8 protein-coding genes, 4 tRNA genes and 3 rRNA genes are annotated in these 16,808 nt (G+C 61.2%); 13 read left to right on the forward strand and 2 right to left on the reverse strand.

Annotation, left to right across the window (positions count from 1 at the left end; translation table 11 throughout):
• Positions 1-63 precede the first annotated feature (63 nt).
• From ade to BM353_RS13875, 4 genes are all read left to right on the forward strand, one after another.
• Positions 64-1,863, forward strand: a complete 1,800-nt coding sequence (gene ade / locus BM353_RS13860; protein ID WP_092081911.1) for an adenine deaminase — start codon at positions 64-66, stop codon at positions 1,861-1,863.
• Positions 1,863-3,347, forward strand: coding sequence for an AMP nucleosidase (locus BM353_RS13865; protein ID WP_092081882.1), 1,485 nt, complete (start codon positions 1,863-1,865; stop codon positions 3,345-3,347). The genes ade and BM353_RS13865 overlap by 1 nt, the downstream gene beginning before the upstream one ends.
• 130 nt (positions 3,348-3,477) lie before the next feature.
• Positions 3,478-3,765: an HU family DNA-binding protein gene (locus BM353_RS13870; protein WP_092081883.1), complete on the forward strand. Its 288-nt coding sequence runs from the start codon at positions 3,478-3,480 to the stop codon at positions 3,763-3,765.
• 112 nt (positions 3,766-3,877) lie between these two features.
• Positions 3,878-5,137 (forward strand): DNA polymerase IV, encoded by a 1,260-nt coding sequence (locus BM353_RS13875; protein ID WP_092081884.1) that lies wholly within the window; start codon positions 3,878-3,880, stop codon positions 5,135-5,137.
• 9 nt (positions 5,138-5,146) lie between these two features.
• On the opposite strand, the gene BM353_RS13880 is transcribed toward BM353_RS13875, so the two are convergent.
• Complete coding sequence (locus BM353_RS13880; protein ID WP_092081885.1) at positions 5,147-6,007, reverse strand: N-formylglutamate amidohydrolase; 861 nt, start codon at positions 6,005-6,007, stop codon at positions 5,147-5,149.
• Positions 6,008-6,161: 154 nt separating this feature from the next.
• Here BM353_RS13880 and BM353_RS13885 point away from each other — a divergent pair.
• Together BM353_RS13885 and ykgO are read left to right on the forward strand one after the other, a co-directional pair.
• Positions 6,162-6,236: transfer RNA gene (locus BM353_RS13885), tRNA-Val, on the forward strand.
• Between the two features lie 77 nt (positions 6,237-6,313).
• Positions 6,314-6,439: a type B 50S ribosomal protein L36 gene (gene ykgO / locus BM353_RS16975; RefSeq protein WP_010141322.1), complete on the forward strand. Its 126-nt coding sequence runs from the start codon at positions 6,314-6,316 to the stop codon at positions 6,437-6,439.
• A gap of 337 nt (positions 6,440-6,776) precedes the next feature.
• On the opposite strand, the gene pyrF is transcribed toward ykgO, so the two are convergent.
• Positions 6,777-7,481 carry an orotidine-5'-phosphate decarboxylase gene (gene pyrF, locus BM353_RS13895; RefSeq protein ID WP_092081887.1) on the reverse strand — a complete coding sequence of 235 codons (705 nt, stop codon included), beginning with the start codon at positions 7,479-7,481 and terminating at the stop codon, positions 6,777-6,779.
• A 200-nt stretch (positions 7,482-7,681) separates the two neighbouring features.
• Here pyrF and clpB point away from each other — a divergent pair, with 200 nt between their 5' ends.
• From clpB to BM353_RS13930, 7 genes are all read left to right on the forward strand, one after another.
• Positions 7,682-10,300 (forward strand): ATP-dependent chaperone ClpB, encoded by a 2,619-nt coding sequence (gene clpB, locus BM353_RS13900; protein ID WP_092081889.1) that lies wholly within the window; start codon positions 7,682-7,684, stop codon positions 10,298-10,300.
• Between the two features lie 947 nt (positions 10,301-11,247).
• Positions 11,248-12,709: ribosomal RNA gene (locus tag BM353_RS13905) — 16S ribosomal RNA — on the forward strand.
• Between the two features lie 138 nt (positions 12,710-12,847).
• Positions 12,848-12,924: transfer RNA gene (locus tag BM353_RS13910), tRNA-Ile, on the forward strand.
• 20 nt (positions 12,925-12,944) lie between these two features.
• A tRNA-Ala gene (locus tag BM353_RS13915) sits at positions 12,945-13,020 on the forward strand.
• Positions 13,021-13,435: 415 nt separating this feature from the next.
• Positions 13,436-16,302 (forward strand): 23S ribosomal RNA (locus BM353_RS13920).
• 123 nt (positions 16,303-16,425) lie between these two features.
• A 5S ribosomal RNA gene (gene rrf / locus BM353_RS13925) occupies positions 16,426-16,540 on the forward strand.
• Together the 16S, 23S and 5S rRNA genes with 3 tRNA genes alongside form the textbook arrangement of a ribosomal RNA operon.
• 183 nt (positions 16,541-16,723) lie before the next feature.
• Positions 16,724-16,800 (forward strand) — tRNA-Met (locus tag BM353_RS13930).
• The last annotated feature ends 8 nt before the right edge of the window (positions 16,801-16,808 follow it).

A 16,808-nucleotide genomic window follows, 5' to 3' on the forward strand; every position in this document is an offset into this window, starting at 1 on the left:
TTTTCCGGCTGTAGCGGCGCCAGCTGCGCTTGAAACCCGCCCGCGCTCATGCGACGCTTTCTCATGAGCGATGCAACACTGAAAACTTGGGCCGAGGTGGCCGCCGATCTGGTGGCCGTGGCGGCGGGGCGCGCCTCCGCGGATCTGGTGATCCGGGGCGGGGTTTGGGTCAATGTGCACACGCGCGAGGTTTTGCCGGGGCATGACATCGCGGTGAAGGCCGGGCGGATCGCCTATGTGGGCCCCGATGCGGGCCATTGCGTGGGCGCGGGCACCGAGATCATCGAGGCGGGTGGGCGCTACATGATCCCTGGGCTGTGCGACGCGCATATGCATGTCGAGAGCGGGATGCTCACCCCGGCGGAATTCGCGCGCGCGGTGATCCCCCATGGCACCACCTCGATGTTCACCGACCCGCATGAGATCGCCAATGTCCTCGGCCTCGGTGGCGTGCGCATGATGCATGATGAGGCCGCTTTGCAGCCCATCAACATCTTCACCCAGATGCCCTCCTGCGCGCCATCGGCGCCGGGGCTCGAGACCACCGGCCATGAAATCACGCCCGAGGACGTGGCCGAAGCGATGGGCTGGCCCGGGATTGTCGGCCTTGGCGAGATGATGAATTTCCCCGGTGTCGTGGCCGGTGACGCCAAGATGCTGGCCGAGATCGCCGCGACGCAGGGCGCGGGCAAGACCGTGGGGGGGCATTATGCCTCGCCAGATCTGGGCCCCGCCTTTCATGCCTATGCCGCCGGCGGCCCGGCGGACGATCACGAGGGGACCCGCGAAGAGGACGCCATCGCCCGCGTCCGGCAGGGGATGCGCGCAATGCTGCGGCTTGGATCGGCGTGGTACGATGTCGAGAGCCAGATCACCGCAGTGACCGAAAAGGGGCTCGACCCGCGCGGCTTCATCCTTTGCACCGACGATTGCCATTCCGGCACGCTTGTGAACGACGGCCATATGAACCGCGTGGTGCGCCATGCGATTGCCTGCGGCTGCGATCCGGTGGTGGCCTTGCAGATGGCGACGATCAACACCGCGACCCATTTCGGGCTGGAGCGCGAGCTGGGCTCCATCGCGCCGGGGCGGCGGGCCGATATCATCCTGACCTCGGATCTCGAAACCCTGCCCATCGAGCATGTTATCGCGCGGGGCGTGACGGTCGCCAAAGATGGCGCCTGCCTCGCCGAGTGCCCGCATTACGATTGGCCCGACGCCGCGCGGCAGACCGTGCATCTGGGCAAGGCCCTCGGGGCGGCGGACTTCGAGATCGCCGCGCCGGAGGGGGCGAACAGCGTGACCGCGAAGGTGATCGGCGTGGTCGAAAACCAGGCCCCGACCAAGGCGCTCACCGCCGAATTGCCGGTCTCCGGCGGGATCGTGGAAGGCGCTGGCGGGGTCGCCCAGATCGCGCTTGTAGAACGGCACCGGGGCACGGGCGGGGTCACCAACGGCTTCGTGTCCGGCTTCGGCTACGCGGGGCGCATGGCACTGGCCTCGACCGTTGCCCATGACAGCCACCACATGATCGTCGTCGGGACCGACCGCGAGATGATGGCCGCGGCCGCGAACCGGCTGACCGAGGTGGGCGGCGGTGTGACCCTCTGGGCTGATGGATCCGAAAAGGCGCTGGTCGAGCTGCCGATCGCGGGATTGATGAGCGACGCGCCCGCCCGCGAGGTGGCCGCAAAGGCCGAGGCGCTTGGCGCGGCGATGGAGGCCTGCGGCTGCACCCTCAACAATGCCTTCATGCAACATTCCCTGCTGGCCCTTGTCGTCATCCCGGAACTCAGGATATCCGATCTGGGACTGGTTGATGTCACACGGTTCGAGCTCACGGAGCTCTTCGAGGAGACCTGATGTTCGAAGATACCACCGATCTGCCCCTGCGCACCCCGCAGGCCCCGGCGCCCGAGGCGTTTCACGATGCGGCCCAGGCGGTCGCGCGGCTCAAGCAGCTCTATTCCGAGGCCACCGGGTTTCTCACGAAGCATTTCACCGAAGTGCTCGGCTCGGGCGATACCTCGCAGCGGTTCCGCGCCTTCTACCCCGAAATCCGGATCACCACGACCTCCTACCGCTCGGTCGATTCGCGGCTCAGCTTTGGCCACGTGACCGAACCGGGGAGCTACACCGCCACGATCACCCGGCCTGACCTCTTCGAGAACTACCTGACCCAGCAGATCGCGATCCTGATCAAGAATCAGGGCGTGCCCGTCACTATCGGCGCCTCTACAACGCCGATCCCGGTGCATTTCGCGGTCCTGAACGACCCGTCGCTGACCGTCCCGCAAGAGGGCGCGGCGGATTTCACCCTGCGCGATATCTTCGATGTGCCGGATCTTTCGACCACGAATGACGACATCGTCAACGGCTTCGGCCTGCGGTTCCCCGACGGGACCCGGCCGCTCGCCCCTTTCACCGCGCAGCGCGTGGATTACTCGCTCGCCCGGCTGGCGCATTACACCGCCACCACGCCGGAGCATTTCCAGAACCACGTGCTCTTCACCAACTACCAGTTCTACGTCGAGGAGTTCGAGGCCTACGCTCGCGCGATGCTGGCCGATCCGGCGTCGGGCTACACCAGCTTCGTCGGGCCCGGGAACGTGGAGATCACCAGCGCCGACGCGCCGCTGCCGATCCCGGCGAAACTGCCGCAGATGCCGACCTACCACCTCAAGCGCGAGGGCGGGGGCGGGATCACGCTGGTGAACATCGGCGTCGGGCCCTCCAACGCCAAGACCGCGACCGATCATATCGCCGTCCTGCGGCCCCATGCCTGGCTCATGGTCGGCCACTGCGCGGGGTTGCGCAACACGCAAAAACTCGGCGATTTCGTCCTCGCCCACGCCTATCTGCGCGAAGACAACGTCCTTAATGATGATCTTCCCGTCTGGGTGCCGATCCCGGCGCTGGCGGAGATCCAGATCGCGCTGGAAGACGCGGTCGAACAGATCACGGAGCTGGAGGGCTACGAGCTCAAGCGCATCATGCGCACCGGCACGGTGGCCACCATCGACAACCGAAACTGGGAGCTGCGCGACCAGTCCGGCCCGGTGCAGCGGCTGAGCCAGTCCCGCGCCATCGCGCTCGACATGGAAAGCGCCACCATCGCCGCCAACGGCTTCCGCTTCCGGGTGCCCTACGGCACGCTCCTGTGCGTGTCCGACAAACCGCTGCACGGCGAGCTCAAACTGCCCGGCATGGCCTCGGATTTCTATCGCACCCAGGTCTCGCGCCATCTGCGCATCGGCATCCGCGCGATGGAGACTTTGCGGGAAATGCCGCTGGAGCGGATCCATTCCCGCAAGCTCAGGAGCTTTGAAGAGACCGCGTTTTTGTGAAAAACACCTTGTTAGGGCACAAAATCGCCTTTTTCTCTTGCATATCTCCACCAATAGTTGTGAACCATAACAACATACGGCAAGAACCTGACAACAAGCCCCAAGGTAAGGGCTGACGGAGGACAACACCATGGCGAAACCTATGACAAAGACACAACTCGTTGCCGCGCTGGCCGAGGAAATGGACGCCGACAAGAAAACCGCGGGCACCGCGCTTGAGTCGATCGTGAACATCATTTCCCGCGAAGTCGCCTCCGGCGGCGCCGTGACCCTGCCCGGCGTCGGCAAGATCTACTGCCGCGAGCGCCCCGAGCGCATGGTCCGCAACCCGGCCACCGGCGAGCAGATCAAGAAAGACGCGGACAAGGTCGTCAAGATGACCATCGCCAAGGCGCTGAAAGACAGTGTCAACGGCTGAGGGGCTCACCCGACGTCTCAAAAGGGTCGCCCCGGGCGGCCCTTTTTTTGTTGTGATCGCGCGCGCGGTAGCGTCGCTGTCAATCTTTGCCCCGGGGGCGTAAACTCAGCCCATGCCCGCACTTTGCCGCGATTGCCTGACCTGTTTTGACGCCGGCCGCCGCTGCCCGGAGTGCCGCTCGCCGCGCGTGGTGGCGCACCCCGAGCTCTTTGATCTCGCGATCGCGCATATGGATTGCGATGCGTTCTACGCCAGCGTGGAAAAGCGTGACGATCCCTCGCTCGCGGACAAGCCGGTGATCATTGGCGGGGGGCGGCGCGGGGTGGTCTCGACCGCCTGCTACGTGGCGCGCATTCGCGGGGTGCGCTCGGCGATGCCGATGTTCCAGGCGAAAAAGCTCTGCCCCGAGGCGGTGGTCATTCGCCCGCGGATGGAGGCCTACGTCGAGGCCTCCCGCGCGATCAAGGCGATGATGCTGGAGCTGACCCCCTCGATCGAGCCGCTCTCGCTCGACGAAGCCTTCCTCGATCTGCGCGGCACGGCGCGTTTGCACGGGGCGCCGCCGGCGGTGATGCTCGCGCGGCTGGTGCGGCGGATGCGCGATGAGCTGGGCCTGACCGGCTCGGTGGGGCTCAGCCACAACAAGTTTCTCGCCAAGGTCGCCTCCGATCTCGACAAGCCGCACGGCTTCGCGGTCATCGGGGAGGCCGAGACGCAGAGCTTTCTGCGCGACAAGCCGGTGCGGATGATCTGGGGCGTTGGCGCGGCGGGGCAGGCGGCGCTCGACAAGGCGGGCATCCGCACCTTCGCCGATCTGCTCCGCTGGGACCGGCGCGATCTGCATGCGCGCTTCGGCACGATGGGCGATCGGCTCTGGCATCTGGCGCGCGGTCAGGACAACCGGCAGATTGCGGCGCATCGCCCGATGAAGTCGATCTCCAACGAGACGACCTTTCACGAGGATACCGCCGATCCGTCGCTGCTCGATGGGCACCTGTGGCGCATGGCCGAGAAGGTGGCCGATCGGGCCAAGGCCAAATCGCTTGCGGGCCGGGTGGTCACGCTCAAGCTTAAGCGCGCCGATCACAGCCTGATCAGCCGACGCAAGAGCCTCGGCGAGCCGGTGCAATTTGCCGACCGGATTTACCGCGTGGCGCGGGAGATGCTCGATGCGGCCGAATCGCAGGGGCCGTTCCGGCTTCTGGGTGTGGGGCTGAGCGAGATCGCTCCCGAAGCGGAGCAGGCGGGGGCGGCGGTTGCCGATCTGCTCGATCCCGATGCGGCGCGGCGCGACCGGGCCGAGGCGGCCACCGATGCGATCCGCGCCCGCTACGGGCCGGATGCGATCCTCAAGGGGCGGTCGTTGCGGTAGAGCGCCGGGCTATTCGGCCGCGAGGGGCATGGCGCCGCGGCCAAGGTCGGTCAGCTGGGTCACGACACCGGCCATCACCGCGCGGAACTCGTCGAAACAGGAGTTGGGCGTGATGGTCTCTTCGTTCATGTAGAGCGACCGGTCGATCTCGATCTGGACCGCATGCTGATTGCGCGCCGGGCGGCCATAGGTCTGGACGATGTAGGCCCCCGCGAAGGGCGCGTTGCGCGCCACGTTGAACCCTGCGCCGACGAAAATCGCTTCGATCCGCTCGACAAGCTCGGCCGACGCCGAGGCGCCGAAGCGATCGCCGATGACAACGTCGGGTCGCACGGCCCCGGGCCGGCCCATGCTCTCGACGGCCTCGTGCGGCATCGAGTGCATGTCGATGAGCGTCGCCCCGCCAAACGCCGCGTGGCTTTCGTGGATCAGGGTTGCGAGCTGGGTGTGGTAGGGATGCCAGAACCGTTCGATCCGGCTTTCGGCCTCGGTCCGGGAAATCTTGCCCGAATAGATCGAGCGCGCCCCGGAGACCACCCGCGGGATCACCCCAAGGCCGGAGGCTACGCGGGGGTTGTGCGCGAGCTTGTGGACCCCGTCGACCAGCGCGGGATCGAGCTCATTGGCGGCGCGGTTCAGATCGATATAGGCGCGCGGCGCAACGGCGCGCAGCAGCGGCGCCCCGAGGCTCGGGGCCATGTCGATGAGCCGATCGACGAAGGCATCCTCCGACGAGCGGATCTGGGATTCGCTCAGCCGCGTGCGTTGCAGGAACGTCCAATGGTAATCACTGCCGCTATGGGGCGAGGAAAAAATCACGCTCGTGCTGCGGTCACGAGGCCGTTCAAGAACAAAAGACTGTGGCAACACGGGGCTCCCCTTCTGCTCCCTACATAGCCTAATAATCTCCGACGCCAAAACCCCCTTGATCCCCCCTTCGACTCCTTTTATAGACCGCTCACCCGACGCGGTTCGCCCGCGTCCTCATTTTTTTGGGGATGTGGAACGGAACGAATGCGGGGACGGGCGATTAGCTCAGCGGTAGAGCACTTCGTTGACATCGAAGGGGTCACTGGTTCGATCCCAGTATCGCCCACCATGAATTCACCGCTTCGGTTCGCCGAAGCCCCCGAAACAAAGGCGCATCGCTTGCGCCGCGATATGAAGGAGACGACCATGAAGGTCCGGAACTCGCTCCGTTCGCTCAAGCAGCGCCATCGGGATTGCCGCGTTGTGCGCCGCAAGGGCCGCGTCTATGTGATCAACAAGACGCAGCGCCGCTTCAAAGCTCGCCAGGGCTGAAGCCGGCCTCACGCTTGCGTGAGCGCGATGAAGGAAGCCGCCCTCGGGGCGGCTTTTTTCGTTTTCGCAGGGTGCCCGACCCGAAATGCGATTCGGTTTTTCGGATGTGGCCGGGGTGAATGGGGGAGGGTCTCGCAATGAAACTCCCCCGTCTTGGCTGGGGGAGTTTCGCCCGGTTGGGAGGAGCCGGACCTGTCGTCGTCGTCTCGCAAGACAGGGAGAGAGTGCCACTCGCTTGCCGCTGCGGCAAGTCAGGTTACCCATACTTTTCCGCCGTTGTGGCGATTGCGCCGCAGGTGCGGTGCCTGACCCGGAGGGCTGTGGGCTACGCGGGGGCTCAGGTCTCCTCGAGCGCGGGCAGGCTCGCGGCGATCTCGCGCGCGGCCCGTGCCGGGTCCGGCGCCTTCCAGATCGGGCGGCCGACGACGATATGGTTGGCGCCCGCGCGGATCGCTTCGGCGGGGGTCGCGATGCGTTTCTGGTCATCGGTCGCGCTGCCGGCGGGGCGGACGCCCGGGGTCACGATCAGGCGGCCTTGGGCTTCGGGAAGCGCGCGGATCGCGGCCGCTTCGAGCGGCGAGGTGATGATCCCGTCGGCCCCGGCCTCGAAGGCGCGGGCCGCGCGCGTCACGGCGATGTCGGACACGGCGCCCGGCGCCATCAGCCCCGCATCCAGATCCGCCCGGTCGAGCGAGGTCAGGACCGTCACGGCGAGGATCTTCATGTCGCTCGCGGCCGCGCCTTCGCGTGCCGCCCGCACCACATGCGGATCGCCGTGCACCGTCAGGAAATCCAGATCGAACTGCGCGATCCCGCGGACGGCGGCCTCCACCGTCGCGCCGATGTCAAAGAGCTTCATGTCGAGAAAGATGCGCTTCCCGTGCTCCTGCTTGAGCTCATTGGCAAGCGCCAGCCCGCCGCCTGTCAGCATCCCCAGCCCGATCTTGTAGAAGGAGACCGCATCGCCGAGCAGCTCCACCAGCTTGAGGCCCGACAGCGCGTCGGGCAGGTCAATCGGGACGATCAGGCGGTCATCGGACATCGTGGCTTCCTTGTTCGGGGCGGGGCAGCCCCCCGCATGCGCGCTCTCTATATTAAGCAGGGGCCTGTTCGGACAACCCGTAGCATGCTCCTACCTTGAATGCCGCCGCGCCGACACCCATCTCAATGCCGAGGCCCGACAGTCGGCGCGCTGCTTTGCAGGCGAGGACGCACCGGGCGCTTTGAAAAGGAGACCTACACATGGACTTGTCGAAGTTCACGGAGCGGTCGCGGGGGTTCATTCAGGCCGCCCAGACGATCGCAATTCGGGACGGGCACCAACGCCTTGTCCCCGAGCATTTGCTCAAAGCCCTCATGGATGACGATCAGGGGCTTGCCGCCAACCTGATCACCCGCGCGGGCGGAGCGCCCGGCCGGGTTGTCGAGACGCTGGACGCGCGCCTTGCGAAACAGCCGAAAGTCGGCGGCGACGCGGGCCAGGTCTATCTCGATACCCAGACCGCGAAGGTCCTTGATGAGGCCCAGAAAATCGCCAAGAAGGCGGGCGACAGCTTCGTCCCCGTGGAGCGGATTCTCATGGCGCTGGCCATGGTGAAATCCGGCGCGAAAGAGGCGCTGGAGGCGGGCGCGATGTCCGCGCAAAAGCTCAACGAGGCGATCAACGATATCCGCAAGGGGCGGACGGCGGACAGCGAGACCGCCGAAGAGGGCTATGACGCGCTCAAGAAATACGCGCGCGATCTCACCGAAGCCGCCGAGCAGGGCAAGATCGACCCGATCATCGGCCGGGATGAAGAGATCCGCCGCTCGATGCAGGTCCTGTCGCGCCGCACCAAGAACAACCCGGTCCTGATCGGGGAGCCCGGCGTCGGGAAAACGGCGATTGCCGAGGGCATGGCCCTGCGGATCGTGAACGGCGACGTGCCCGAGAGCCTCCAGAACAAACGCCTGCTCGCGCTCGACATGGGCGCGCTCATCGCCGGTGCGAAGTATCGCGGCGAATTCGAGGAGCGGCTCAAGGCCATCCTCAAGGAGATCGAGGCTGCCGCAGGCGAGATCATCCTCTTCATCGACGAGATGCACACGCTCGTCGGCGCCGGCAAGACCGATGGCGCAATGGACGCGGCCAACCTGATCAAGCCCTCGCTGGCGCGCGGTGAGCTGCACTGTATCGGCGCGACGACGCTCGATGAATATCGCAAATATGTCGAGAAGGATGCGGCCCTGGCCCGCCGGTTCCAGCCGGTCATGGTCGAGGAGCCGACGGTCGAGGACACGATCTCGATCCTGCGCGGCATCAAGGAGAAATACGAGCTGCACCACGGCGTGCGCATCTCCGACAGCGCGCTTGTGTCCGCCGCGACCCTGAGCCACCGCTACATCACCGACCGGTTCCTGCCGGACAAGGCGATCGACCTCATGGACGAGGCGGCCTCCCGCTTGCGGATGGAAGTGGACAGCAAGCCCGAGGAGCTTGACCAGCTCGACCGGCAGATCCTGCAGATGCAGATCGAGGCCGAGGCGCTCAAGAAGGAAGACGACACGGCCTCCCGTGATCGGCTCGAAAAGCTGGAGATGGAATTGGCCGAGCTTCAGGAGCGCAGCGCCGAGTTGACCGCGAAGTGGCAGGCCGAACGCGACAAGCTCGCCTCTGCCCGTCAGGTCAAGGAAGAACTCGACCGCGCCCGCGCCGAGCTCGATATCGCCAAGCGCGAGGGCAATCTCGCCAAGGCGGGTGAGCTCTCCTATGGCGTGATCCCCAAGCTGGAGAAGGCGCTCGCCGAAGCCGAAAACCAGGACCAGCAGGATGTGCTCGTCGAGGAAGCCGTCCGCCCCGAGCAGATCGCTGCGGTGGTCGAACGCTGGACCGGGATCCCCATGTCCAAGATGCTCGAAGGCGAGCGCGAGAAGCTGCTGCGTATGGAAGATGAGCTGCACGCCCGGGTGATCGGCCAGCATACTGCGGTCAGCGCGGTGTCCAACGCCGTGCGCCGCGCGCGCGCCGGGCTTCAGGATGAGAACCGCCCGCTGGGCTCGTTCCTCTTCCTCGGCCCGACCGGCGTCGGCAAGACGGAGCTGACCAAGGCGCTGGCCGAGTATCTCTTTGACGACGACAGCGCGATGGTGCGCATCGACATGTCGGAGTTCATGGAGAAGCACGCGGTCAGCCGTCTCATCGGCGCGCCTCCGGGCTATGTCGGCTATGATGAGGGGGGCGTGCTGACCGAAGCGGTTCGGCGCCGGCCCTATCAGGTCGTGCTCTTCGACGAGGTCGAGAAGGCGCACCCGGAGGTCTTTAACGTGCTCTTGCAGGTGCTCGACGACGGGGTCCTGACCGACGGGCAGGGGCATCGGGTCGATTTCAAGCAGACGATCATCGTGCTGACCTCCAACCTCGGCAGCCAGGCCCTGAGCCAATTGCCGGAAGGGGCGGACAGTGCGCAGGCCAAGCGCGACGTGATGGATGCCGTCCGGGCGCATTTCCGGCCGGAGTTTCTGAACCGTCTCGATGACATGATCATCTTCGACCGGCTCGCGCGTGAGGATATGGGCGGGATCGTCGAGATCCAGCTGCGCAACCTCTTCAAGCGGCTCGCGACGCGCAAGATCCGGCTGGAGCTCGATGATGCGGCGCGGCTCTGGCTCGCGGATGAGGGCTATGATCCGGTCTATGGCGCGCGCCCCCTCAAACGCGTGATCCAGAAAGCGCTGCAGGATCCCCTGGCGGAAATGCTGTTGTCTGGAGATATCCAGGATGACAGCACCGTCCCGGTCACGGCCGGCCCCGACGGGCTCATCATCGGAGATCGGATTGCGGCGAGCAACCGGCCCAAACCGGATGAGGCCGTCGTCCACTGACGTCGTACACTGACGCTGGGCACATGATCGACTTGGGCCCGTCCTGCACCGCAGGGCGGGCCCTTTTCGTTCAGGATTTCAGATCGCCGGACCTTCGATAGTGCTTGGGCGCCGTATGGTTCTTACGCCGCTCAATAAGACGGCACCTTTAAGGCTCCCTTGCGCGCCTCTTGTGCGGTCCCGAGTCGGCGCAAGGTCGGCGATTCCCGGTGTCCGGACGAAATTGTACCAGATTTCGCGACTCCGACTCGCAGCCCGGCCCGAGTCCGGCGCTCGGAGGATGAATTTTGACCCGAGTCGAGGCCCGCGATTCCGCGAGAGTCGGGTGTGCTACACCAGTGGTTGTGAAACCGCCGCATTTTGGACGAAATTCTGCCCCTACGTGAACTTCCGAAGGGCTATGAGGCACTCTGGGGTCACTCAATATTATTCAACAATATCAGTGGGATGATGGAAAGTTTCGGATTTTTTCTGATTTTTTGTAGAAAGGGGTTGCGGGGTTTGGGAGTTATCCGTAAATACCCCTTCACCGGCGGCGCTGAGGCGCAGGTCGGGGCGCCAGACGGGCTTGAGGGCAACGAGGCGGCGAGAAAAATCAGAGGTGATCGAGGCGGGGCGCGCCGAAAGTTAGTAGGCGCACACTGTTTCTTTTGTCTCTACGCTCTTTGAAATTGATAGTATCTGAAGAGATATGTGGGCGGTTTGGTTCATTCGATGGACAAACAACTGCACATATAACTCGCTACCTAGGTGAATGGTTTCGGCCATGATCCGATGATGGATAGTCAGCTTCACTGTTTGTCGGCTTTCGGTTTCTTATGAAACCTGAAGCACAACAAACAGAGACGCATCTGGGCTTGAACAGCCTGGATGTGAACGTCCCGGCCAAGCCGGTCGGGACAATGTGCAGAGGTTCGAACGTCAAGGATAAGCTGGCAACAGCTTTTCAACTTGAGAGTTTGATCCTGGCTCAGAACGAACGCTGGCGGCACGCCTAACACATGCAAGTCGAGCGCACTCTTCGGAGTGAGCGGCGGACGGGTTAGTAACGCGTGGGAACGTACCCTTTACTGCGGAATAGCCACTGGAAACGGTGAGTAATACCGCATACGCCCTTCGGGGGAAAGATTTATCGGTGAAGGATCGGCCCGCGTTAGATTAGATAGTTGGTGGGGTAATGGCCTACCAAGTCTACGATCTATAGCTGGTTTGAGAGGATGATCAGCAACACTGGGACTGAGACACGGCCCAGACTCCTACGGGAGGCAGCAGTGGGGAATCTTAGACAATGGGCGCAAGCCTGATCTAGCGATGCCGCGTGAGTGATGAAGGCCTTAGGGTCGTAAAGCTCTTTCGCCAGGGATGATAATGACAGTACCTGGTAAAGAAACCCCGGCTAACTCCGTGCCAGCAGCCGCGGTAATACGGAGGGGGTTAGCGTTGTTCGGAATTACTGGGCGTAAAGCGCGCGTAGGCGGATTGGAAAGTTGGGGGTGAAATCCCGGGGCTCAACCCCGGAACTGCCTCCAAAACTAACAGTCTTGAGTTCGAGAGAGGTGAGTGGAATTCCGAGTGTAGAGGTGAAATTCGTAGATATTCGGAGGAACACCAGTGGCGAAGGCGGCTCACTGGCTCGATACTGACGCTGAGGTGCGAAAGTGTGGGGAGCAAACAGGATTAGATACCCTGGTAGTCCACACCGTAAACGATGAATGCCAGTCGTCGGGTAGCATGCTATTCGGTGACACACCTAACGGATTAAGCATTCCGCCTGGGGAGTACGGTCGCAAGATTAAAACTCAAAGGAATTGACGGGGGCCCGCACAAGCGGTGGAGCATGTGGTTTAATTCGAAGCAACGCGCAGAACCTTACCAACCCTTGACATCCCGGGACCGGTCCAGAGATGGATCTTTCACTTCGGTGACTCGGTGACAGGTGCTGCATGGCTGTCGTCAGCTCGTGTCGTGAGATGTTCGGTTAAGTCCGGCAACGAGCGCAACCCACATCTTTAGTTGCCAGCAGTTCGGCTGGGCACTCTAAAGAAACTGCCCGTGATAAGCGGGAGGAAGGTGTGGATGACGTCAAGTCCTCATGGCCCTTACGGGTTGGGCTACACACGTGCTACAATGGTGCCTACAGTGGGTTAATCCCCAAAAGGCATCTCAGTTCGGATTGTTCTCTGCAACTCGAGAGCATGAAGTCGGAATCGCTAGTAATCGCGTAACAGCATGACGCGGTGAATACGTTCCCGGGCCTTGTACACACCGCCCGTCACACCATGGGAGTTGGTTCTACCTGACGACGCTGCGCTAACCTTCGGGGGGCAGGCGGCCACGGTAGGATCAGCGACTGGGGTGAAGTCGTAACAAGGTAGCCGTAGGGGAACCTGCGGCTGGATCACCTCCTTTCTAAGGATGATCCTGGCATTTAGGCTTGCCTAAATCGTGGATCACTTAGCAAAAAAGTCCGGTACCTTTGCCGGACGCATCAACGGACCAGGCCGTCCTCATATCTCTTCAGACGAAACGGGTTACCGCCCGTATCTTGGGTCGGTAGCTCAGGTGGTTAGAGCGCACGCCTGATAAGCGTGAGGTCGGAGGTTCAAGTCCTCCTCGACCCACCATTATCCTTCGGGATCGGTTTGGGGCCTTAGCTCAGCTGGGAGAGCGCCTGATTTGCATTCAGGAGGTCAGCGGTTCGATCCCGCTAGGCTCCACCAAGATCCGATTTGATCGATCAGCAGTCGTTTGACTTCTGATCCGTCCAATTGGACGATTGACATCGTAAAGAGAGATACAAATTACAACACTGTTTGGTTCCTGCGAGTGTGCGGGTAACCTCTTCAGGGTGCTGAGGCTTTCGGGCTGATGCGAGCGTATGCCATGGTTGTTTCCTCGACCTTCCATGCGTCTGCCTTGATGAAACGAACAGAGTTGTCCAAGTCAAGTACACTAACCAATGTGCTTTTTGGTGTTTGCCCTTTGGGTCTTTTGGACACCGACATGTCCTCAAGTCGCCCGTGGGGCGGAATGACACTGAAAAGCGCGGGAAAGTATGCTTTTGACCAGAAAAATGCGGCTTAGTTGTTCCAGCTTCTGAGCCATAAAGACGCAAGTCTTTCTTTTTCTGGATCAAATCAAGCGCGAGAAGGGCGTTTGGTGAATGCCTTGGCAGTAAGAGGCGATGAAGGACGTGATACTCTGCGATAAGTCATGGGGAGCCGAGAATAGGCTTTGATCCATGAATTTCCGAATGGGGCAACCCACCTGATTGTTTATTGTTGTCCTACCACTTTGTTACTTGAGGACGTCAGTCCGAAGGTTCGAATGGTTGGATCATCAGTAAGCAAGAACAGGTACTTAAGACCTGAATACATAGGGTTTTAAGAGCAAACCCGGGGAACTGAAACATCTAAGTACCCGGAGGAAAGGACATCAATTGATACTCCCCTAGTAGCGGCGAGCGAACGGGGACCAGCCGAGACCGATAAGTGACCAGAACAATCTGGAATGATTGACCATAGTGGGTGACAGTCCCGTATGGGAAGCTTTGAGGTACGTATTAAGTAGGGCGGGACACGTGAAATCCTGTCTGAAGATCGGGGGACCACCCTCGAAGGCTAAGTACTCCTTACTGACCGATAGCGAACCAGTACCGTGAGGGAAAGGTGAAAAGCACCCCGACGAGGGGAGTGAAACAGTACCTGAAACCGAACGCCTACAATCAGTCGGAGCTTCCTTGCGAAGTGACGGCGTACCTTTTGTATAATGGGTCATCGACTTGGTCTATCTAGCAAGCTTAAGCCGTTAGGTGTAGGCGCAGCGAAAGCGAGTCTTAATAGGGCGCATGAGTTAGATGGATCAGACCCGAAACCGAGTGATCTAGGCATGACCAGGCTGAAGGTAAGGTAACACTTACTGGAGGGCCGAACCCACACCTGTTGAAAAAGGTCGGGATGAGTTGTGCCTAGGGGTGAAAGGCCAATCAAACTCGGAGATAGCTGGTTCTCTGCGAAATCTATTTAGGTAGAGCGTCATCCGAATACCCCGGGGGGTAGAGCACTGGATGGGTAATGGGGCCCCACAGGCTTACTGATCCTAACCAAACTCCGAATACCCGGGAGTACTAGATGGCAGACACACTGCGGATGCTAACGTCCGTAGTGGAGAGGGAAACAACCCTGACCTACAGCTAAGGCCCCCAATTCATGGCTAAGTGGGAAAGCAGGTGGGACGACCAAAACAACCAGGAGGTTGGCTTAGAAGCAGCCATCCTTTAAAGATAGCGTAACAGCTCACTGGTCTAAATAAGTTGTCCTGCGGCGAAGATGTAACGGGGCTCAAGCCATGAGCCGAAGCTTAGGATGCACGTAGTGCATGGTAGCAGAGCGTAGTGTGACATAGTCTCATTCCTCCTTAGCGCCTTCGGGCGTGTTGGAGGAGCGAGGCTTACTGTGAAGCCGGCCTGTGAGGGATCCGGTGGAGTGATCACTAGCGAGAATGATGACATGAGTAGCGATAAACAGGGTGAGAGACCCTGTCGCCGAAAGTCCAAGGGTTCCTGCTTAAAGTTAATCTGAGCAGGGTAAGCCGGCCCCTAAGGCGAGGCCGAAAGGCGTAGTCGATGGGAACTAGGTTAATATTCCTAGGCCAGGAGGATGTGACGGATTGTGAAGGTTGTTCACCCTTATCGGATTGGGTGGGCCGCTGATCAGTTCCAGGAAATAGCCCTCCATGAGACCGTACCCCAAACCGACACAGGTGGACTGGTAGAGAATACCAAGGCGCTTGAGAGAACGATGTTGAAGGAACTCGGCAAAATACCTCCGTAAGTTCGCGAGAAGGAGGCCCGGTTCCAAGGCAACTTGGAGCTGGGGGCACAAACCAGGGGGTGGCGACTGTTTACTAAAAACACAGGGCTCTGCGAAGTCGCAAGACGACGTATAGGGTCTGACGCCTGCCCGGTGCCTGAAGGTTAAAAGGAGAGGTGAGAGCCTTGAATTGAAGCCCAGGTAAACGGCGGCCGTAACTATAACGGTCCTAAGGTAGCGAAATTCCTTGTCGGGTAAGTTCCGACCTGCACGAATGGCGTAACGACTTCCCCGCTGTCTCCAACATCGACTCAGCGAAATTGAATTGCCTGTCAAGATGCAGGCTTCCCGCGGTTAGACGGAAAGACCCCGTGCACCTTTACTACAGCTTCGCACTGGCATCAGGATTGTGATGTGCAGGATAGGTGGTAGGCTTTGAATCAGGAACGCCAGTTTCTGTGGAGCCTCCCTTGAGATACCACCCTTCGCACTCTTGATGTCTAACCGCGGTCCGTTATCCGGATCCGGGACCCTGCGTGGTGGGTAGTTTGACTGGGGCGGTCGCCTCCTAAAGCGTAACGGAGGCGCGCGAAGGTTGGCTCAGAGCGGTCGGAAATCGCTCGTTGAGTGCAATGGCAGAAGCCAGCCTGACTGCAAGACTGACAAGTCGAGCAGAGTCGAAAGACGGCCATAGTGATCCGGTGGTCCCGAGTGGAAGGGCCATCGCTCAACGGATAAAAGGTACGCCGGGGATAACAGGCTGATACTGCCCAAGAGTCCATATCGACGGCAGTGTTTGGCACCTCGATGTCGGCTCATCTCATCCTGGGGCTGGAGCAGGTCCCAAGGGTACGGCTGTTCGCCGTTTAAAGAGGTACGTGAGCTGGGTTTAGAACGTCGTGAGACAGTTCGGTCCCTATCTGCCGTGGGTGTAGGATACTTGAGAGGAGTTGCCCCTAGTACGAGAGGACCGGGGTGAACGATCCACTGGTGGACCTGTTGTCGTGCCAACGGCAGTGCAGGGTAGCTATGATCGGACAGGATAACCGCTGAAGGCATCTAAGCGGGAAGCCCCCCTCAAAACAAGGTATCCCTGAGGGCCGTGGTAGACCACCACGTCGATAGGCCGGAGATGTAAGCGCAGCAATGCGTTCAGTTGACCGGTACTAATGGCCCGATAGGCTTGATTTGATCCAGTAGAAGACAGACTTCTGCAGTCAGATCAAAAGCATACACACATAAATATCGCCCGACGCCTCTCCTCGAGGCCCGAGCGATAAAGAGTTCTTGACTTGGAACTTGGTTCTTTCTCGGTTTGGTGGTCATAGCGAGAGCAAAACACCCGGCTCCATTCCGAACCCGGCCGTTAAGTGCCTTAGCGCCGATGGTACTGCGTCTTAAGACGTGGGAGAGTAGGTCGCCGCCAAACCTAGTAAGAACCAAGCGTATCTCTCCTACGATGAAAATGCGCAGCCTCTAACACCAAAACAAGAGGCCGCAGGCGTGGCTCGGAGCACCCCGCCTTATCGATGACCCTCTCCCAAAGAGGGCAAAACGCTCCAGCCTCGTCAGGCCATGACCTGACACACCAAGAGGCAAGCTCAATGGTTGACGCGGGATGGAGCAGCCCGGTAGCTCGTCAGGCTCATAACCTGAAGGTCGTAGGTTCAAATCCTACTCCCGCAACCAACTTTACC

It is taken from the genome of Poseidonocella sedimentorum, assembly GCF_900116005.1.
Taxonomy (GTDB): Bacteria; Pseudomonadota; Alphaproteobacteria; order Rhodobacterales; family Rhodobacteraceae; genus Poseidonocella; species Poseidonocella sedimentorum.